Here is an 18,575-nt window from a genome sequence, read left to right as displayed (position 1 = left end):
GCATCACGCGTCGTCACCGCGGTCCGTTCTCGACCGCGGCCGTGGCCTACTTTGGACCGACCAAGCCAGGCCCATGCGCACCTCGCTCCTCCTCCTGCTTCCGTTGTTCGGCCCTCTGTTGAAGGCCCAGGACGTTCAGAAATGCTGCGGGTCCAGCAACAGCACCTTCCTGCTGGGCAACCTCACCACAGCGAACCACAGCCAATGCCTCTACCTGCCCGGCGACCTCACGGGCGCGGTGGCCGGCGAGATCACCCGCCTGTACTACCGCTACGGCAGCACCGGCCAGGCCAGCGGCAACGCGCTCACGGACTTCATGGTGCGCCTGACGCAGACCACGGCCACGGCCTTCGCCGGCGGCGACACCTTCTTCACCGGGCTGGACACCGCGCTCGCGCGCGCCAGCTACAGCATCGCCCCGGGCACCACCGGCGATTGGTTCGCGATCGAGCTGGACAGCACCTTCACCTACGACCCCACGCGCACCCTGGTCGTGGACCTGAGCTTCACGGGCAGCGCCACCACCAACTTCGGCACGCTCGCCACCAACCAGGCCGGCCGCAAGCTCTACTGGAACGACCTCAGTTCGCCCACGGGCCAGAGCGTGGTCACCACCTGGCAGGACATCGGCTTCGACGTGGTCGTGCCCACCGCCGTGAACGGTCCGATCGCTGCGCCTGCGCCCAGCGTGCATCCCAACCCCACCTCGGGCTTGCTCGTGGTGGACACGCCGGGCACGCCCGGCCCCCTGTCCCTCTGCGACCTCACGGGCCGCACGCTCCTGCGCTTCACACCCATCGCCTCGCCCGCGCGCCTCGACCTGGGTGCGCTGCCGCCCGGCGCCTACCTGCTGCACGGCATGGGTCCGACGGCGGTGCGGGTGGTGCTGGAATAGGGTCGGACGGCGCCCGCTTGGGCCATCCCTCGTGCGCCGCTGCGAACGCATTCAGGAGGGTCTGCGCAGTGAGCGCTCAAGCTCCGCCAGGCAACGCAGCGGATCCCTCCACGTCTGCCAATGACCATGCGGTACGCCAAACCCCTTCTCCTTGCTGTTCCGGTGTTCGCCTTGGCCGCCTGCCAGGTGGGCGGACGGACCGAGGACCAGCGCGCCATGTACCCGGCGCTGGAGACCGGGGCCGAGGAGGGAAAAGGGACCAGGGAGGAGGCCTTGTCCCTGCGGGACCATGGTGCGCATGGAAATGCCAAGAGCCTCGTTGGACTTCAGTGCGTCGGGTTCTTCAACGGTGCCGGACGGAACGTCGCCGTGATGCAGGATGTGAGCGATCCAGATCGCCTCTGGGTGGGCAGCTCCACCGGCGGCCTGTGGACCAGCGCGGACCGAGGTCTCACCTGGAGCCCGGTGCAGGACCGGTTCCACCCCATGAACGTGACGGCCCTGGCCCAGGACCCTTCCCGACCCGACACCCTGTACATGTGCACCGACCGGGCGATCTTCGACAGCCTGGGTGTGCAACGGAGCGATCTGCTGCGAAGCACGGACCATGGCCTCACCTTCCACTACCTGCCACAGACAGGAGCCGATGTCCTGGAATACGTGGAGGACATCGCCACCGATCCCTCCACACCCGGACGCATCTATGCCCTGGCCAACGGGCCCGGCGCGAACAGGCACCTTTGGCGGTCGGACGATGGTGGCCTCACTTTCCAAAGCGTCTTCCACCGCACCACGGTCGACCTGCGCGATCTGCTGGTGCGGGAGGACGGCAGTGTGCGCATGGTGCGTGCGGACTCGGTGTTCCGCTCGACCACTGGCGATCCGGGGACCTTTCTGGCCAGCAAGGTCCAAGGCGCCGGCGTGATCCTTCAATTGGCCCACTGCCGCACCGTGCCCGACCGCATGTACGCACTGTCCACGGCCCCATCGCCGTCGGCCGTGCACCGCTCCGATGACGGTGGCATCACGTGGACCGTCACCGACACCTTGGTGCAGAGCATCATCGGCAAAGCCCTGGCGGTGCGGCCGGACGACCCCGATGTGCTGATCGCCGGCCAGACCGGGATGTTCATCAGCCACAACGGGGGCTACGGCTTCGTCCACTGGCAGGGGCTCGGCGTGGATCATTGGCAGTTCGCGTTCGACCGCTTCGATCCCACCAAGGCCTTCGCCGTATATGACGGCGGGTTCGGGGAGATCCATACCGTACCCTTCGCTCCCTACCCGTTCGATGCCCAGTTCAGGAGCGACAGCCTGCTGGTGAACCAACAGATCTACTGGGGCGACCATTTCCCCACCGGCACGTCCATCATCGCCGGCAGGCAGGACATCGGTACGGCCATCCAGTTCGACCCGTCGTCGCACATCACCGTCCTGGGATACGACGGGGCCTGGTGCTTCATCCACAAGCAGGACACCACCGTGGCTTACGCCAGCTACCAGAGCGGGCGGATCCATCGCGACAACGACATCCATGTCCCGTACACCAGTTCGTACGTGTCCATCATGAACGAACTGGACGCGGACAACAACAACAGCATCGATGAGGGCGCCCTCTTCATCCATCCGTTCATGGTGCTCGATCAGAACAGCGATGTGCTCTTCTTCCCCACCAAGAAGCGGCTGTGGCGAAGCATCGACCGCGGCGATTCATGGAGCCCCATCAGCCAACCCTACACCGCGGTGAGCACCCTGGCCATCTCTGCTTCGCACCAGGCCTCCCCGCAGGTATGGTGGACCGAGGGGGACAGCGTGCTGGTGCACCTCCACGGGCTTACGGCCCAAGCGGGCCAGGAACTGCGCTTCCCATCGCCGGTGCCGGGCGCCAGGTTCATCCTGGCCCACCCGGTGCAGGACTCCACCTGCTTCGTGGCAAGCTCCACGCAGCTGTGGCAGTGCCGCCTGACGGCCGGTGCGCAACTGGTGAGCACCCTGCTCTCCGCCAACTTCAATGCCGGTGCCGGCATCCAGTGCATGGCCGTCGATCCGCTCGACCCTGATCACCTGTACATCGGGCACGACGCCGGGCTCTTCCATACCGAGGACGGCGGCACCTCGTGGATGCGCGAACCCGGCCTGCCACCTGTGTCCGTTCACGCGCTGCGGTTGCGACGAGCGGATCGCAAGCTCTTCATCTTCACCTTCGGCAGGGGCGCCTGGGTGGCCGATCTCCCCGCCCAGCCCACAGCCGTGCCGGACCGGTCCATCTCCGGGCTGCGGGCGGCACCGAACCCCTTCTCTGAGAGCTGCATCATCGACCTTCCGGCCGACCTGCAAGCCGCAGTCCTCGAGGTTTACTCGATGACCGGTGCCAGGCTCCACCAGCGTGCCCTCACCAGTGCCGGACAGGTCCGCCTGGGCGGCGCGGAACTGCCTGCCTCGGGCACCTTCCTGCTGGTGCTGCGCAACGCGGAAGGCACCATGCTCCGGTGTATCCGACTGGTGCGGATGGCGGATCGGTGAACATGTCGCGTCCGCGCTACTGAAGGAACGGAACGCAGGTCGTCGGCGCGCAGATGGGCCCGCGCACCGCTACAGCGCCGGCACCACCACCTTCAGCACCCGCTCCTGCGTGCCGGTGCGCACGTGCACGGCCCACACGCCCGGGGGCAGGTCCGTGCAGCGGGCGAGGGCGTCCGCCGATCCGCTGCACCGCACCGCGCCGCGCGCATCCACCAGCGTGCACCACGCGCCCGCCGGGGCATTGCGCAGCTCCACGCGGCCCTCCGACACCACCGCACGCAGGCCGGCCCAGGCATCGCGCTCCACCAAGGCGGTGGACGTGTTCCACGTGATGATCACCACGCCATCGCCGCCCGTGCCACCGGGCGAACCGATGCCGTTGCCGCCACCGCCGCCGCCGCCGAATGCACCGCCGTGGCCCTCGGGATCGGTCACCGTGCAGTTGGCATCGGTGAAGCCCGCACCCTTGCCGCCCGCACCGGCCGGCGCTCCGCCGCCGCTGCCGCCCGCGCCGCCCGGCGTCAGGCAGTTGCCGTTCCACGCAATGGTGTTGCCGCCCGGCCCACCGTTGCCCTGTGCGCCCGCGGCGCCACCGCCCCCACCGCCGAAGTAGGTCCAGTAGCCGCCGCCGCCCGGGCCGCCGCTGCGGTTCACCGTGCCGCCGATGCCCGCACCGCCCGCGCCACCGCCCCCGATGCCGGGGTTGGGCACCGTGGTGCCGTTGGCGCCCGCCTCCGCGATGAGGCCCAGGCCGCCTGCGATGGTGCCCAGCCCGCTGCCGCCGGTGCCCACCACGAAACTGATCGCGCTGCCCGGCTGCACCGCCACCGTGCGGCGCACATATCCGCCCCCACCGCCACCACCACCGCCGTTGGTGCCGCCGTTGCCGCCGGGACCGATCAGTTCCACCGTGATGGTGTCCACCCCCGCCGGCGCCGTCCACGGACCGGTCTGCGTCAGCGTCACCTGTTGGGCGGGCAGCGCCCCGGCCAGCAGCAGGATGGGGATGAGGATCGTGCGCATGGGAATGGGGTGTTCCACGAAGATGGGGAGAAGCGGGGGGATGGGGATCGGCGACCTCCTACCGCCTCGCAGGAACGGTACGGTCGCGTTTGGTGCATGTGCTGATCATCTCCTCACCCGTCATCGCGAACCGGACTCTGCCGGCGGAGCGATCTCTTCGGCTCGCCGCAGCTTCAGCGAAGGCGGCCCCTCGCCGTGCATGATCCCGTCCACCCCGGGGAGACTGCTGCGGCGGCCATCTGCCGCCTCGCAGTGACGGCATGGAAGTGCTTGGTGCATGTACCGATCAACGCCCCACCGTCATCCCAGGCCGCGCTCCAGGTCTTCAGGTCAGCTGGTCCGCCGGCCGGCCGGAGGCCGTGGGCGGGTTGGTGGGTGCTGTGGACCTGGGCTCTTGGTCCTTGGCTCCAGCCTCCAGCCTCCAGCTTCCGGCTTCCGGCCACCAGCCGCCCACACCCTCCTCCATCGTTCGGTCCTCAGTGGCGCAGGCGGTCTTGGTTCTTCATTCTTGCTCCTTGGTCCTTGGCTCTTGGCCTCCAGCTTCCGGCCACCAGCCGCCCTCGCCGTCCTTCCTCGGTCGGTCATGTATGGCAGATCACTCAAACGCCTGCGCTTCTTTGTCCACTCGCCCGATCATGGGTCACATCGCGATGGCAAAGCCCATGTCCCTCACTTGGTCAGATCCCCCGCGATCATCCTGAACTGTTCCAGCGCCGCCTCCAGGTCCTCCACGATCGCGGCGGCGAGTACGCCGGGTTCGGGCAGGTTGGCGCTGTCCTCCAGGCTGTCGTCCTTCAGCCAGAAGATGTCCAGGCTGGCCTTGTCGCGGGCCACGATCTCGCCGTAGCTGTACTTGCGCCAACGGCCTTCGGGTGACTTGTCAGACCAGGTAGCCTTGCGCTTGTGACGGTCCTCGGGGTTGTAGCAGGCAATGAAGTCCTTCAGGTCCTCGTACTGGAGCGGATCGGTCTTCAGCGTGTGCTTGATGTTGGTGCGGTAGTCGTAGATCCACACCTCGTTGGACCAGGGGTTCTTGCTGGCAGCTTTGTTCTCGAAGAAGAGCACGTTCGCCTTTACGCCTTGCGCATAGAATAGGCCCGTGGGCAAGCGTAGGATGGTGTGCAGTTCGGTGGTCTTCAGCAACTCCTTCCGCACAGTTTCGCCCGCACCACCCTCGAAGAGGACGTTGTCCGGCAATACCACGGCCGCCGTGCCACCGATCTTCAGCATGCTGCGGATGTGCTGCACGAAGTTGAGCTGCTTGTTGCTCGTAGTGGCCCAGAAGTCCTGCCGGTTGTAGCTCAGGGCTTCGCGCTTCTCTTCGCCTTGGTCGTTGGTCACCGTGGTGCTGCTCTTCTTGCCGAAGGGCGGGTTGGTCAGCACATAGTCGAAGCTCTTGGCGGGCGTGGCGCGCAAGCTGTCGTCGCGGGTGATGGGGCTTTGGTGGTCCATGTCCCCCACGTTGTGGAGGAAGAGGTTCATCAGCGCCAGGCGTGCGGTACTGGCCACGATCTCCCAGCCTTGGAACGTTTCGTACTTCAGGAACTTCAGCTGCTCCTTGTTCAGCTTGTGCTCGGTGGTCAGGAAGTCATAGGCCGCCAGGAAGAAACCGCCGGTACCGCAGGCCGGGTCGGCGATGGTCTTCATGGGCTCGGGGCGCACGCACTCCACCATGGCCTGGATCAGTGGACGCGGCGTGAAGTACTGCCCGGCACCGCTCTTGGTGTCCTCGGCGTTCTTCTGCAGCAGACCCTCGTAGATGTCGCCCTTCACATCGGCGCCCAGCAGCACCCAGCTCTCACCGTCGATCAGGTTGATGAGCTTGTGGAGTTTGGCCGGGTCGCTGATCTTGTTCTGGGCCTTCACGAAGATGTCGCCGAGCATGCCGGGTTCCTTGCCCAGCTTGTCCAGCAGCTTCACGTAGTGGCTCTCCAGCTCGGCGCCGCTCTTGCCGCGCAGGCTCTGCCAGTCGAAGCCCTTGGGGATGTGCGTATCGCGGGTGTAGGGCGGCTTGCTGTACTCATCGGCCATCTTCAGGAACAGCAGGTAGGTGAGCTGCTCCAGGTAGTCGCCGTAGCCCACGCCATCATCGCGCAGGGTGTGGCAGAAGTTCCAGACTTTGTTGACGATGGCTGTACTGGTCATTCGGCTATCTTAGGCATTATGCGGTTGACTGGAAAATCGACGATCAGGGGATGGAGCTCGACGAACCGGGATACCCTATCTTTGCCCTGTCAAAATACACCTCCGGGTGAATTTTGGGTGCTCGGCGATCCGTACGGTAGGTTCAACTTCGGCTTTAGATGAACTATCGGGTCGTCAAGTACGTACAACTCTCTGGCCGCCGGGCTACCATCTATACCCTTGTAAAAGAGGGTGAGAATGTGACCTTGTTCGATGCCTTTCTGAAGGAATGCAACACACACCACCCAGACGAGACCGCGAACCTAGTGGCCAAGCTCCGGGCCATGGGACAACAGACTGGTTTGAACGCGCACCTCTTTCGGGTGAACGAAGGACTGCCGGGCGATCTAGTTGTTGCCGTTTCCGATGATCCGGATCATAAACTCCGCGCATACGGCATTCGATATGGCGCTACGATCCTCCTGCTTGGTGGCGGTGGGCCGAAGACCGTACGAGCCTGGCAGGATGACCCGAAGTTGAGAGCAGCGGCCGAAGAGATGATCGCCATCTCCGAGGCCATGAAGCAAAAGATGACAGAACGAGAGCTCACCTGGACGGCCGACGAACTCGAATGGATAGGTGACTTCACAATTGTACTTGATGATGAGCAAGACCCCTGAAGCCTGGAACAGCCCCATGCTGGACGCCATCCTCGCACAGATCACACCGAAGCAGCAGGAGAAAGTGGCGATCAAACTGCGCGTGGCCACCCGCATTGGCAACCTGCTCGACGAACGCGGCATGCAGAAGAAGCAGCTCGCCGAACAATGCGAGCTGAAGGGTGCCTCCTTGGTCACCAAGTGGCTTTCAGGTGGGCATAATTTCACGATGGACGCCTTGGTGGATATCGCAGCCGTGCTCGGTGTGACCGTGGCTGACCTTGTGCGCCCCGTGGAGAACAGGGTCATCTTCTCGAAGAGCGTCAACATCATTGTTGCTGCGCAGGGTACCATACCTCGCGAAGCCCATCTCGCAGGTGGTGAACTGGTGAGCCGTTCGCGGGCCACGGGCACCACCAATACGGTTAGCGAACCGATGTTCCTGTATGGCACGCACCAACACTGCTACGCCTGATGAGCGATCCCAAGCCCCCGTATAGATACAGCATCAATGCGATCGAACTGCGCGAGGCGCATATCCACCCCGCACCGCTGCCGGAGGAGGCGGCTTCTGGTCTGAACTTCAACGTGAACCTGGAGAACTTGGTCCACGATGAACAGGGGTGGATCCTTAGCGTGGTCACTGTGAACATCAGCACGCAGCGCAGTTCGTTGCCGGTCGGCAGGCTGGCTGCGGTGGTGTCGTTCTCTCTGGCCGACTACACGTCGCACATTCCCAAGAACGATCAAGGCATCGCCGTTCTTCCGCCGGAGCTTATGGCCACGCTCAATGGCATCGCCATTTCCACCACCCGCGGCATCATGTTCGGCGTGTTCAAGGGTACGCCCTTGCACGGGGCGCTGCTGCCATTGATGGACGTGAAGGCCTTTGCGCCAGAGCTGCCACTGGAGGGCAATTGATGACCCTGCGCCAAGTGCCGCAGATGTGCCATAAGCACATCCAATGTCCTGTGGTTATTGAGTGTCAGCTGCGGGTCTATCGCTTCTTCCGCTCCCGCAGCACCGCCCGTATCCGCTTCACCTTCTCCGGGTCCTCGCCGGTCTCGATGTAGCGGGCGGCAATGGTGTGGCAGCCGCTGCACGTGCCCAGCAAGGCGATGTCGTTCAGCTTGGTCACCATCACCCGGTAGTTCACCAAGCGGCGGTTGGGAACATGGCAGGTGCCGCAGAAGTACTTGCGCTCGAACAGTTCCACCTCCGCGGCTTCCCCATCGAAGATGCGCAGCAGCTCGAAGCGCGTGATCTCAATGTCACCCGGCGTTCGCTTATGCTCGGTGCGTTTCTGTGGACCCGCGCTCATGCTTCAGGCAAGTTCCCCTCCTGCACCTCCTTCAACGTCCGCCCCTCCTTCGTCTTCCACGCCTCGCGGCCGTTCATGTTCCGCCCCACCATCACGCTCGCTGCCGTGCTGGGGCTGGCGAACGTGTAGTCCTGCGTTAGGATGAAGCGCCCCCTCCACGGTCAGCAAGCCATCCTTCTCCAATGCCGCTCGCATCTCGCGGAGGTACGCCTGCATGCTGGGGACATCGTCAGAAGCGATCTGCGACCCCTTCACCACCACAAAGCCCTCCGAGCTCTCGAAGCCCTCGGCTTGCACCCCACGTGCGCTCAGGTGGTAGCGCTGACTGATGGCTTTGGCCTGGCTGGCCTGCTCGAAGAAGGCATGACCCAGGATGGGCATGCAGAGCAGGACATCTTGCAGGAAGCCCTCGGCATCGGCGCGGTCAGCTTCGCTGAGGCTGGGGGGCTGGGGCGTGTTGCCGTTGTCCAGGTCGCAGCGCTTGGCGGCGGCGGCCAGCTCCACCAGGCGCGACTCCAGGTATTGGATGTGCGCCTTGTTCAGATTCTGGTCCTTGCTGGTGAAGCAGACGGCATGGGTCCACCAGTCCTTCTTCAGTTCGTGCTGGTTGAGGCGGGGTAAAATAGGGTCGCCCTCGCCGATGTACACGCGCGGGCGCTGGGCGCTCTCGCCCGGGCCCACCAACACGTACACGCCGGTGCGCAGCAGCTCCGGCCGTGCCTTGGCCTTGCCGAACAGGCTCTGGGGGAACACCAGCCCCACGCCGGTCCAATTGCTCTTCTCCACCACCTTGATGCCGGCCGGGTCGCCATCCACCAGGAAGATGCGCACGCTGAAGGGTTGGGTCATGATCGTGTGCGGAGTTGTTGGAGGCTGGTCCTCCGGATCGGCGTGTCTTTCGATGTGAGGCCCAATTCCAGCATGTTCCGCCGCGTAATGCACTGGCTGGTCCCTGACAAGCTTGGTGCGGTTTCAACGAAGGCTACCTTAGAGCTCGCAACCACCCAACCTCCATCATGGCCAAGAGAACCACCCGACCCAGCAAAGCTTCTCCACTTGGAGAACAGACAATCAAGGTGTTCAATGCGAAGGGCAAACACTTGAAGGACCGGGACTATCCAACGAGCTTTCCGCTCAGCGTTGGCAATGGCGACTTCGTTACCACGCAGGATGCCCAGGGCACCTACCACTTCGGTCTGTTCTGGAACAAGTCGATCTTCTGGACAGGGCAAGAGTGGCGGGTGACCGGCAATTACACCGAGTTCGCGCAAGGCTCCATGTCGGAGGCTGAGCTTTATCGCTTCCGGCGCAAGTGGTTGAAGCGCGGTGGACATCTTTGACCCGGTCACTTTCGCTTCCGTTCAACTTCCCGCCTCAACGCGGAGGTTCGGTTCTTCTTTGGTCAATGCCGGCGTGAACGGGCATGTGCCCACCGGTATGTTCACCGGTGCACCGCCGTTCACGACCACCTGGCTCAGGCCGTCGTTGCACTGTGCGAACAAGAGCAGCACATTGTCCGGTGTATCCCATTGCAATCGAAGCCAACCGCCTGCGGTGCTCTGTTGGATATGGTAATAGCGGGTCGTACCCGCGGCCTGCGTATCCACCACGGTCTGGCCATTGTCCACGAAGTACATCTGAACGTTGCCCGCACCAGTAAGTGAGCCATTGTACAGGGCAAAACAGCATTGCGTGCTGAGCAAGTTGAATTGGACATCGATTAGGGGCATGAGGGCGTGGTTTTGGGGTGTTGTCTTTCAGGGGTGAATGAGCGTCCGGTCGGGCGGCATTGAACTTATCAGGAATCTCATCGCGTGGCACTTCCTCGGCAATGGATCCGCGGCTGGGCGCTCTCGCCGGGGCCCACCAGCACGTACACGCCGGTGCGCAGCAGCTCCGGCCGGGCCTTGGCCTTGCCGAACAGGCTCTGGGGGAAGACCAACCCCACGCCGGTCCAATTGCTCTTCTCCACCACCTTGATGCCGGCCGGGTCGCCATCCACCAGGAAGATGCGCACGCTGAAGGGTTGGGTCATGGGTGGATGTGGGCTTGCTGGATGGTGTGTTACTCGGGTTGCATGACCTATTCGTCAGCAGCGCCTGCGGCCGGGATAGGTGGAAAGGTCACGGTAACGAGGAACTTGTCTTGTTCAAGTTGCCGGTAGTGCACCCTACCCCATGCGAGGTAGATACGAACAAGGGTCCGAATCCAGCGGCCAGCATGCGTCGGTGGTGAATACACGAGAATCTGAGCAAGATGCTTCTCATCCATAACAATCGGTGGCGCCTCAAAATCCGTGGTTGGGTCGATCACCGCCGAGTCCTTGCCGAGGTCTTCGAACCCGAGTGTGGTTCGCAGAGCTGTTAGTCTAGTCGAGATTCGGTTCTGAAGAATCCGTTCCCGTTCATCAGAATGAAGCTGCTCGAAGGGTTGTATCTCGGTCATTTGGTGTTTGGTGTTTCATCCAGGTCAAGACCAGTGAAGTCAAGCTGTATCGGTTTCTGGAAGTATGGTCGTTGAATGATGGCAACGCTGTCACCATCCTCGATGTAGAATATGGCATCCTTAAGGGTGCCATCCATCAACTCCCGGAACTCTTGAATGGAATACGCCCGGTAAGACCCGTTGAAGGAATAGTACGTCGGATTGTTCACTATGAAAGAACCTTCCACCTTGTATTTTGATAGGTCTAAAGGGTTGGCTGGGTACACTTGGGCGAAGTGTTCTTGAACGAGAAGCATATTCTTCTGATACCAATCAACCTTCCGCTTCAACTTGGGCTCATAGTCCTTGACGAACTTGGAGTAATCCCCTGAGAATCCTACCATGTTACTATGCCGTCGATGGTACTTGCAATCAACGACACAGAGCGTTTTCGTCATTTCATTGAGGTAGAGAAAGTCTATTTCTCCGAGTCCCGCTTCATCGACGCTGGTGCCCGCACCGTTGGCCGCACGCAACCGAGTGACATTGCGAGAGTACTTCACACCGTGATCCTTGAGCAATTGTTCCACTGGATCCTCAAGTAGCTTGTCGTGCTCATCACTCTTTCGTAGTACGAAAGTGCTCAAGCACTGATTGGCCTTCCACTCATCGGCTATTGTGGCCCATTGTACGGCGTTGGTTATCGCAAGCACTATACTCTCGGCCCATTTCTGAGGTCCTACTATCGCCCTCGGCTCACCATTGATGGACCACTTGAGGACTGGTCTGTTCATGTACCTCTTGTTCGAGTGCGGCTTGTAGATGATGTTCTCAAGGCTCTCCTTGCTCGTGATTGAAAGAGTCAAACCAGCATAGAAGGTCTTTGTGCCCTCAAGAGGGAAACCAGACTGTTCCGCGAAACGCTCAATCAGTTCATCGTACTTGACGTCTTGTAGGATTGGGAAGCCGCTGGAGTGGATTGTCTTGTATGCTGGTACGAGTCCAGCATTCCTGTCGTACTCGACTCCCAGACAGTCCTTCAATGCGACCTTGAGGTCTTGGGCCCCACTGGTATCGACTAAGGCTTGGGACATCAGGCGCTGCACCTGCTGTTTAATGTGCTTCAGAACCTGTCCGAACCGCATCGGTTCCTCCAGTCGAATGAGCCCATCGGCGACATGGACCTCATAGCCTTCTCCAAGGAGTTTATCCATCGCAATCAACTCCGAGAAGGTGAAGGCCCACTTCCCGATGACAAGCAGTTCCTCAATCTTCTCCATCCGTCGGGCCGCAATGGGGGTTTCATCACTTGTGCGTACAAGTTCGAGTTCACATGCCCGCTCGATGAGTAGCCGCAGGGAACTTCTATTCTGGGTGAAGTCGTCGATGGATATATTCTCGAATCCTGAGCCATCGCTGACGTGTTCAATAAGAGGAACCGTATTCTCGTAAAGCCCTACCAGTGTCTTGTAGAACCCTGAAGAGAGCTCAGACGCAGTCTTATCTCGAAACTGACCAAGCATCCACTTCAGTGCCTCAAAGAAAATCGGCACAACTTCGTCTGTGCGAGCGAATGGACCGCTTCCGAACCGTTCAATGATATGCGTAGATAATGTCCTCCATATCCTTTCATCTGCCGCATCACTCCAGTGAATGAGTGTTAGGCCGTATTCGCGTATCAGGGGCATGGCGGCAAAAGGTTCAAACCAACCTCCCCTCAAACGCCCGCTTCAACACCGCCTGCCGCAACCGCACCGCCTGCTGCAGCTGCGCGTCGAGGGTGGCTTCCGTTTCGTCTGTGGTGGTCAGGATGGAGTTAGCTATCCGCATGATCTCGGCTTGTTCAGCCCTTGGCGGTAATGCAATAGCAACGTCACGAAGCACCTCCAGATTGATGTTCTTCTGGGCAGTTGCCGGCGCATAGCGCTCGATGTCTTGCTTCACTGTCCGTATGTAGAGTTCGGCGAAGTGGACATCTATGGAGTCTTCTTCCGGAATGAACCCAACGACACTGTCGGGGAAGCACGCATCGAACTCAAGCACCGCGGTATCCGCAATGTTCGCCGCGATCGTAATGCACATCGTTCCAGCTGGCCAGAGTCGGCTTTGAGCTAGACCGAACTCCGAGTAGGTCGATGTGAACTCAGTGAGCCTTCCGTTTGCATACCGAACATCACCTGTCTGTATGAAGGGATATGGTCCGCCGTATAGACGCTTATCATCCCTTGGCCTATGCTTTGACTTCCCCCGGTTCAGTTCGCCGAGTTGAGGTAGTGTTGACCACATCCATCCTTCAGGCAGCGATGGTAGACTGTCCAAGTCTAGTTCCGCAGGTGTGGAAGTCTTGGTCTTTCGACTGGTCCTCTCAATCGTCGCCCGTCTTTCTTGTATCCGCTCAACAATCCGCTCGGCGCTTTCAATATCCGGGTTCTTATCCCTCCACTCCTCCGTCAACCTCCCCTCCACCGCCGCCTTCAACACCGCCTGCTTGTACCGTTTCAACCGGGCCTTGGCCCCCTGCAGCCGCGCCACCGCCGCATCCAGCCGGCCCAGCTGCAGCTCGATCGCTTCCACGATACGACGCTGCTGGGGGAGCGGGGCGAGGGGGATCTGCAGTTCCTTCAACTGGTTCAGTCGGATACCCTTCACGGTCGTACCAGAACCAATGGACTCGATGTGGTTGGCTTGAGAAATTATCCACCACTCCAAATAGTCCTTGTCCAGATCAGGTCCAACGATCAGCGCTTTGAGGTCCTGGTTGATCGCCGCCGGGTAGGGTACGCGGACAACCTTGCCCAAGCCCACACGCGTGGCGGTGATCACAGTATCCGCAGGAATGATGTTCGTCGCGCATTCGTTCACCCCTGCTTCGGTGATATGCTCCTGGATGGCTTCGGGCCTTCGGGTGCGCATATCCTTCACCGTGATCCATGGGATGTCGCCGTTCCAATAGCGCTCGACCTCGCGTGAAGGCGTGCCTCCTCCAATGATATCGGACAGCACATCGCCTAGCTGGACGAGTCGCCAACCCTTTGGCAGTACCTCTGTGGTATTCAGGAGCGCTTCGATCATTCCACCGTTCATTTCAATGCTGGTACATCTCCGGGATCACCTCCAGCACATTGCCATTGAACAGGTGCAGGTTGCGGTGGCTGATGGTACCGCGGTGCGAGAGCGCCCCGATGATGATGCTGGGGTGGATGGCCACGGCCTCCGCACAGGCCAACACCTTCTCCCGGGTCAGGTAGGTTGCGGTATTCTCGTCGATCCAGTCCAATGCTTCCGGGTGCTTCAGCCACTTGCCGGCCAGCTGGTTCGCCTCGCGTTCCAGTTTGTCCACATCGCCGCGCTTCAGGTCGTCCAGCACAAAGGGGCAGTTCGGCCCCAGGTGCTTCAGCACGTGGGCGATCTCGTGCGCCACGGTGAACCAGAAGTTGTCTATGCGCTTGTAGCGGGCGGTGTACACCACCACCGGGTGCTTGCCGTCCATGAAGGCGGCCCCATCCAGGTAGGTCTTCTCCAAGTGGGGCAGCACGAAGAACTTCACCCCACAGGCTTGCAGCCCGTTGATGAACTCGGGGATGTTGGCCTCGTCCGGTGTGAAGCGGTGCAGGCCGCTGGCCAGCGTGCTCAGCTTGGCCTCGTTGTACGCGGGCACCTTGTATTCCTTGGCCACCAACTGCGCCTTGCGGTACCAAGTGGCGGCATAGCTGGCATTGAACTGGTTGTAGGCCTCGCTCTTGCGGTTGAGGCAGGGGGTGAACTGTTCGTCGATGAAGGTGAAGTCCAGTTCCTTGATGTCCCAATAGCCCAGGGCCTGCTTCTTCAGCTCCTTCACGGTGCGGCAGGACGGTATCCACTTCTTCTTCACCATGTCCTTGATGGGCATGCGCGAGTGGATGCTGCTGCGCACTTCCGTATCCTCCAGCTCGGGATCCTCCTTCTCTTCCCACTTCAGGTAGCTCAGGTAGAGGTTGGTCCAGAACTGGGCACTGGTTTCGAAGGCGGTACCGAGTTTCTGCGCGAGGTCATAGGTCAGCTGCTTCTCGCCGCTCATCACCTGGCCCAGGTGTTTGGGGGTGATGTCCAGCACAGCGGCCAGTTCTTCCTGCGTCCATTCGCGCTCTTCCAGCCGGTCTTTAATGAAATGCCCCGGCGGCAGGTTGATGAAGGGTTTGAGTTGGCTCAGGTCGGCCATGGCGGATGGGGTGTTGGGGCTCAGTCGTAGTGGTTGCTCAGGTCCTCGACGGTGAACTCGCCCGTGGTCTTTTCCGTGTTGGACCAGACCACCGACAGTTCCAGCCGGTATTGCTTGTTCAGGCGCATCGAGTAGCGGTTCGCGTGGCCTTTGAGCCGTTCGAACTTCCGCTTGGGATGCTGCCTCCAGATGTCGTGTATCGTGACAGCGGATTGCAGTTCGCGCACCGCTGCGACGAACTCCACGGCCACGTTGTCCGGCACGCGGTACTTCCGCGAGGCGCCGGTCGTGTACAGTTCAAGAAGGTGCTTGTTCTCAATGCTGACCTTCACACCACAATGTGTTTGGCAAATATAGTACTATGGGGTTAATCCGCAACATCACATTCTCACGCCGCCAACGTTTCGTTCAACTCATCAATAAGGGTATCCATCTCCTCGCCAAAGAGCTGGTACATCTTCGCCAAGCCGCCCTGCTGGCCCATGGTGCCCAGCTCCAGGTCGTCGCGGTCCAGGTGTACGCTGGTGGCGATGTGGTCGCGCACCAGGTGCAGCCAGGCCATCTGCGCCTCGGTGTATTTGATCTGTCCCGCCTGCTTGCGGAAGGCCCATTCCTGGAAGTTCTTGCGCACGGTGTCGGCGTAGGGGCGTAGCGTGTCGTCGATCTTTAACTCATACCGTATCAAGGAGACGAGGTCGGTGAGCTGTCGTTGGAAGGAGGCCGCGGGCTTCGGGCTCCGGGCCTCGGGCACGTCTGCGCCAGTGCCCGAGCCACGAGGCCCATGGCCCGAAGCCGCGCCCCGCTCGTAAGCGTCCCACACCCGCACCACGGTGAGGTTGAACGGGGGCTTCGCCAATTCCTCCGCCAGTTCGGTTACCATCTGGAAGGTGAGCTCCTTGCGGCGGTAGGGCTGGCTGTAGTAGATGCGCAGGGCGGTGAGGGTGTCGCGCTTGGCGGCGAGGAAGTCCTTGAAGGTCTGCACCACGGCGGCGGCCTGCTCCTGCACGCGGCCCTGCGGACCGGCGTAGAGCACCTCGTCGCGGTTCACGGTGTCGATGAGCTGCTCGTACTTCTTGCGGGCGTTCTCCACGTACTCGCGGAAGGCGGCATCGTCAAATACCACGGTAGCTCGCTTCGGCAGATCGGTGCCGGGGTGCGCGGCCACGGTGTCGGGGTCGTGCGCTTCCAGCAACCCATGCACCACCTGCTGGATGCTGCGCCCACCGGCCTTCTCCTGGAACTGCTCCTTCTCCTTCGGCGCCAGCTGCTTCTCCATGCGCGTAAGGCGGTTGGCCAAACTGGTGAGCGTGTCCTCGTCGCGATGGCCCAGCACCACTTGCATCATCAGGTCTTTCAGGCTCACACCGGGCTTGCGCTCCAGCGGACGGCTGTCGGTCTTGCAGCTCTCCAGCACGCCCACGGCGTCCACGATCACGAAGTGCGTTTTGTTGGTGGTGGCGCTGGGGGTCACCTTGCGCAGGCCGTCGGCATCCAGGGTGCGCGTGCCGCGGCCCTTCATCTGCTCGAAGTAGTTCTTGCTCTTCACATCGCGCATGAAGAGGAGCAGCTCCAGCGGCCGCACATCCGTGCCGGTGGCGATCATGTCCACCGTGACGGCGACGCGCGGGTGGTAATCGTTGCGGAAGCGGGCCAGCAGGCTCTTGGGGTCCTCCTCCGTGCTGTAGGTGATCTTCTTGCAGAACTCGTTGCCCTCGCCGTATTCCTCGCGCACGATCTGGATGATGTCGTCCGCGTGGCTGTCGGTCTTGGCGAAGATGAGCGTCTTGGGCACCTCGGTGCGGTGGGGGAAGATCTCCGTTTCCACCGCCTGCTTGAAGGCCTTGATCACGGTGCGGATCTGGCTGGGGTTCACTACATCGCGGTCCAGCTGGGTGCCGGTGTAGCGCACGTCCTCATCGGCCTGCTCCCAGCGCTTGGTGCGTGTGAGGCGGTCGCGCTTGTCGATGTACTGCTGCGCCTTGATCTCCGCGCCCTGTTGGGTCACCTTGGTCTCGATCACGTAGGCGTCGTGCCCCACGTTCACGCCATCGGCCACGGCCTGCTCGTGGGTGTACTCGCTCACCACGTTCTCGTTGAAGAAGGCGTAGGTGCGCGCATCGGGTGTGGCGGTGAGGCCCACCAGGTAGGCATCGAAGTACTCCAGCACCTGCCGCCACAGGTTGTAGATGCTGCGGTGGCACTCGTCGATGATGATGAGGTCGAAGAACTCGGGCGGGATCGAGGGATTGTATGCAACAGGGGGCGGCGTACGCGCGGCGTCGGTGGCGCCATGGCCGTTCACGGGCGACGCATGCGTCGCCGCTACGGCCATCGCGCGGGCCACGTCGGCCGCTGGCGCCTCTTCGGCGCCCTCGGCCATCTCCACCCCTTGCAGGATGCTGTACATGCGCTGGATGGTGCTGATGCACACCTGCGCGCCGGGGTCGATGAAGCTGCTGCTGAGCCGCTGCACGGCATACAGCTCGGTGAACTTGCGCTTGTCGTCGTTGGGCGTGTAGCTCTGGAACTCCTGCTCGGCCTGTTCGCCCAGGTTCTTGGTGTCCACCAGGAAGAGCACGCGGCGCATGCGCACAGGCGGCTTCAACAGGCGGTACACGCTGGTGATGGCGGTGAAGGTCTTGCCGCTGCCAGTGGCCATCTGCACCAGCGCGCGCGGCTTGTTCTGGCTGAGGCTCTTCTCCAGGTTGGTGATGGCGTTCACCTGGCAGCTGCGCAGTCCTGCGGGGTCGAGCCCGGGGAACTTGGTGAGGCGCGTGCGCAGGCTATCCTCCTTCAGCCATTCCTGCAAACTCTCCGGCCGGTGGAAGCTGAACACCTCGCGGGCGCGGGGCTTGGGGTCGCGCATATCCCAATGCCGGGTGACCTCGCCGGTACTGAGGTAGATGAAGGGCAGATTGCTCTGGCCGATGGTCCAGCGCAGCTTGGCGCTGGCATAGCCGGTGGCCTGCTCCTCGTGCACGGTGAACTTCTCGGCCTCGGTGGGCTTCTTGGCCTCCACCACGCCCACGGGCACACGGTCTACGAAGAGGATGTAGTCGGCGGGGCCCACGTCGGTGTCGTACTCGCGCACGGCCACGCCGAGTGATGCCGAGGGGTTGAGGGCCTGCTTATCCTGCACGGCCCAGCCCGAAGCCGCGAGCATCTGGTCGATGCGCTCGCGGGCGAGTTGTTCGGGGGTGAGGGGGCTCATCGCGCTGGGAAATTATCCGCTGCATGTGAACTGTGAAAGAGGTTCCATCAGCCGCTCATCCCTGCCGACCAGGCCGACCGTGCGGGCTCCGCCTGCCTCCCCACCTACCTACCGAAAACCCAAGAACCCGCCCCGCCCGCGCCGGGCGCGGGCCCTGGACCGAGGACCCAGGACCGTAGCCCTGTCCTTCGCCGGGT

Annotated in this window: 17 protein-coding genes and 1 pseudogene; 6 read left to right on the top strand and 12 right to left on the bottom strand. The window is 62.0% G+C overall.

The genetic code is table 11. The annotated features are described in order from the left end of the window. Positions 1-73 precede the first annotated feature (73 nt). On the top strand, positions 74-895 hold the full coding sequence (locus IPJ87_02075; GenBank protein ID MBK7940660.1) for a T9SS type A sorting domain-containing protein: 822 nt from the start codon (positions 74-76) through the stop codon (positions 893-895). A 126-nt stretch (positions 896-1,021) separates the two neighbouring features. Then, on the top strand, positions 1,022-3,418 hold the full coding sequence (locus IPJ87_02070) for an exo-alpha-sialidase (GenBank protein MBK7940659.1): 2,397 nt from the start codon (positions 1,022-1,024) through the stop codon (positions 3,416-3,418). Between the two features lie 69 nt (positions 3,419-3,487). Here the strand turns inward: IPJ87_02070 and IPJ87_02065 are convergent, their stop codons facing one another. Together IPJ87_02065 and IPJ87_02060 are read right to left on the bottom strand one after the other, a co-directional pair. Next, positions 3,488-4,441 carry a hypothetical protein gene (locus IPJ87_02065; protein MBK7940658.1) on the bottom strand — a complete coding sequence of 318 codons (954 nt, stop codon included), beginning with the start codon at positions 4,439-4,441 and terminating at the stop codon, positions 3,488-3,490. 669 nt (positions 4,442-5,110) lie between these two features. Continuing rightward, complete coding sequence (locus IPJ87_02060; GenBank protein ID MBK7940657.1) at positions 5,111-6,586, bottom strand: SAM-dependent DNA methyltransferase; 1,476 nt, start codon at positions 6,584-6,586, stop codon at positions 5,111-5,113. 158 nt (positions 6,587-6,744) lie between these two features. Here IPJ87_02060 and IPJ87_02055 point away from each other — a divergent pair, with 158 nt between their 5' ends. The 3 genes from IPJ87_02055 to IPJ87_02045 are packed head-to-tail and all read left to right on the top strand — an operon-like array spanning position 6,745 to position 8,145. Further along, positions 6,745-7,245 (top strand): hypothetical protein, encoded by a 501-nt coding sequence (locus IPJ87_02055; GenBank protein MBK7940656.1) that lies wholly within the window; start codon positions 6,745-6,747, stop codon positions 7,243-7,245. A 16-nt stretch (positions 7,246-7,261) separates the two neighbouring features. Then, the gene (locus IPJ87_02050; GenBank protein MBK7940655.1) at positions 7,262-7,699 is read left to right on the top strand and encodes a helix-turn-helix transcriptional regulator; all 438 of its coding nucleotides are present in this window, start codon (positions 7,262-7,264) and stop codon (positions 7,697-7,699) included. Continuing rightward, on the top strand, positions 7,699-8,145 hold the full coding sequence (locus IPJ87_02045; GenBank protein MBK7940654.1) for a hypothetical protein: 447 nt from the start codon (positions 7,699-7,701) through the stop codon (positions 8,143-8,145). The genes IPJ87_02050 and IPJ87_02045 overlap by 1 nt, the downstream gene beginning before the upstream one ends. Before the next feature lie 76 nt (positions 8,146-8,221). Here IPJ87_02045 and IPJ87_02040 read toward each other — a convergent pair whose 3' ends face one another. Together IPJ87_02040 and IPJ87_02035 are read right to left on the bottom strand one after the other, a co-directional pair. After that, positions 8,222-8,545 (bottom strand): hypothetical protein, encoded by a 324-nt coding sequence (locus tag IPJ87_02040; GenBank protein ID MBK7940653.1) that lies wholly within the window; start codon positions 8,543-8,545, stop codon positions 8,222-8,224. Beyond that, a pseudogene (locus IPJ87_02035) lies at positions 8,542-9,394 on the bottom strand (GIY-YIG nuclease family protein). Before IPJ87_02035 ends, IPJ87_02040 begins: the two are co-directional and overlap by 4 nt. Positions 9,395-9,561: 167 nt before the next feature. Between IPJ87_02035 and IPJ87_02030 the strand changes: the two are divergent. Next, the gene (locus IPJ87_02030) at positions 9,562-9,885 is read left to right on the top strand and encodes a hypothetical protein (GenBank protein MBK7940652.1); all 324 of its coding nucleotides are present in this window, start codon (positions 9,562-9,564) and stop codon (positions 9,883-9,885) included. A gap of 21 nt (positions 9,886-9,906) precedes the next feature. Here the strand turns inward: IPJ87_02030 and IPJ87_02025 are convergent, their stop codons facing one another. The 8 genes from IPJ87_02025 to IPJ87_01990 form a co-directional block, all read right to left on the bottom strand. Continuing rightward, positions 9,907-10,275, bottom strand: coding sequence for a hypothetical protein (locus IPJ87_02025; GenBank protein MBK7940651.1), 369 nt, complete (start codon positions 10,273-10,275; stop codon positions 9,907-9,909). A 77-nt stretch (positions 10,276-10,352) separates the two neighbouring features. Then, complete coding sequence (locus IPJ87_02020) at positions 10,353-10,580, bottom strand: hypothetical protein (GenBank protein MBK7940650.1); 228 nt, start codon at positions 10,578-10,580, stop codon at positions 10,353-10,355. A 47-nt stretch (positions 10,581-10,627) separates the two neighbouring features. After that, positions 10,628-10,990 (bottom strand): hypothetical protein, encoded by a 363-nt coding sequence (locus IPJ87_02015; protein ID MBK7940649.1) that lies wholly within the window; start codon positions 10,988-10,990, stop codon positions 10,628-10,630. Beyond that, positions 10,987-12,657 carry a hypothetical protein gene (locus IPJ87_02010; protein MBK7940648.1) on the bottom strand — a complete coding sequence of 557 codons (1,671 nt, stop codon included), beginning with the start codon at positions 12,655-12,657 and terminating at the stop codon, positions 10,987-10,989. The genes IPJ87_02015 and IPJ87_02010 overlap by 4 nt, the downstream gene beginning before the upstream one ends. Before the next feature lie 13 nt (positions 12,658-12,670). Continuing rightward, complete coding sequence (locus IPJ87_02005; protein MBK7940647.1) at positions 12,671-14,041, bottom strand: restriction endonuclease subunit S; 1,371 nt, start codon at positions 14,039-14,041, stop codon at positions 12,671-12,673. Between the two features lie 13 nt (positions 14,042-14,054). Further along, positions 14,055-15,167, bottom strand: coding sequence for a helix-turn-helix domain-containing protein (locus IPJ87_02000; protein ID MBK7940646.1), 1,113 nt, complete (start codon positions 15,165-15,167; stop codon positions 14,055-14,057). Between the two features lie 20 nt (positions 15,168-15,187). Continuing rightward, entirely contained in the window at positions 15,188-15,499 is a 312-nt protein-coding gene (locus IPJ87_01995; protein MBK7940645.1) for a type II toxin-antitoxin system RelE/ParE family toxin, read from the bottom strand. Positions 15,500-15,555: 56 nt separating this feature from the next. Next, positions 15,556-18,378 (bottom strand): DEAD/DEAH box helicase family protein, encoded by a 2,823-nt coding sequence (locus tag IPJ87_01990; GenBank protein MBK7940644.1) that lies wholly within the window; start codon positions 18,376-18,378, stop codon positions 15,556-15,558. Positions 18,379-18,575 lie beyond the last annotated feature (197 nt).

Source organism: Flavobacteriales bacterium, from assembly GCA_016713875.1.
GTDB lineage: Bacteria > Bacteroidota > Bacteroidia > Flavobacteriales_F > PHOS-HE28 > PHOS-HE28.
The sequence above is the reverse complement of the archived record's forward strand: the minus strand, read 5'-3'. Positions and strand labels throughout refer to the sequence as shown.

Excerpts from the sequence above, each read along its gene's own strand:
- IPJ87_02065 (MBK7940658.1), bottom strand. The coding sequence starts at position 4,441 with ATGCGCACGATCCTCATCCCCATCCTGCTGCTGGCCGGGGCGCTGCCC.
- IPJ87_02050 (MBK7940655.1), top strand. The coding sequence starts at position 7,262 with ATGCTGGACGCCATCCTCGCACAGATCACACCGAAGCAGCAGGAGAAA.
- IPJ87_02060 (MBK7940657.1), bottom strand. The coding sequence starts at position 6,586 with ATGACCAGTACAGCCATCGTCAACAAAGTCTGGAACTTCTGCCACACC.
- IPJ87_02020 (MBK7940650.1), bottom strand. The coding sequence starts at position 10,580 with ATGACCCAACCCTTCAGCGTGCGCATCTTCCTGGTGGATGGCGACCCG.
- IPJ87_02045 (MBK7940654.1), top strand. The coding sequence starts at position 7,699 with ATGAGCGATCCCAAGCCCCCGTATAGATACAGCATCAATGCGATCGAA.
- IPJ87_01990 (MBK7940644.1), bottom strand. The coding sequence starts at position 18,378 with ATGAGCCCCCTCACCCCCGAACAACTCGCCCGCGAGCGCATCGACCAG.
- IPJ87_02015 (MBK7940649.1), bottom strand. The coding sequence starts at position 10,990 with ATGACCGAGATACAACCCTTCGAGCAGCTTCATTCTGATGAACGGGAA.
- IPJ87_02010 (MBK7940648.1), bottom strand. The coding sequence starts at position 12,657 with ATGCCCCTGATACGCGAATACGGCCTAACACTCATTCACTGGAGTGAT.
- IPJ87_02055 (MBK7940656.1), top strand. The coding sequence starts at position 6,745 with ATGAACTATCGGGTCGTCAAGTACGTACAACTCTCTGGCCGCCGGGCT.
- IPJ87_02005 (MBK7940647.1), bottom strand. The coding sequence starts at position 14,041 with ATGATCGAAGCGCTCCTGAATACCACAGAGGTACTGCCAAAGGGTTGG.
- IPJ87_02040 (MBK7940653.1), bottom strand. The coding sequence starts at position 8,545 with ATGAGCGCGGGTCCACAGAAACGCACCGAGCATAAGCGAACGCCGGGT.
- IPJ87_02025 (MBK7940651.1), bottom strand. The coding sequence starts at position 10,275 with ATGCCCCTAATCGATGTCCAATTCAACTTGCTCAGCACGCAATGCTGT.
- IPJ87_02075 (MBK7940660.1), top strand. The coding sequence starts at position 74 with ATGCGCACCTCGCTCCTCCTCCTGCTTCCGTTGTTCGGCCCTCTGTTG.
- IPJ87_02070 (MBK7940659.1), top strand. The coding sequence starts at position 1,022 with ATGCGGTACGCCAAACCCCTTCTCCTTGCTGTTCCGGTGTTCGCCTTG.
- IPJ87_02030 (MBK7940652.1), top strand. The coding sequence starts at position 9,562 with ATGGCCAAGAGAACCACCCGACCCAGCAAAGCTTCTCCACTTGGAGAA.
- IPJ87_02000 (MBK7940646.1), bottom strand. The coding sequence starts at position 15,167 with ATGGCCGACCTGAGCCAACTCAAACCCTTCATCAACCTGCCGCCGGGG.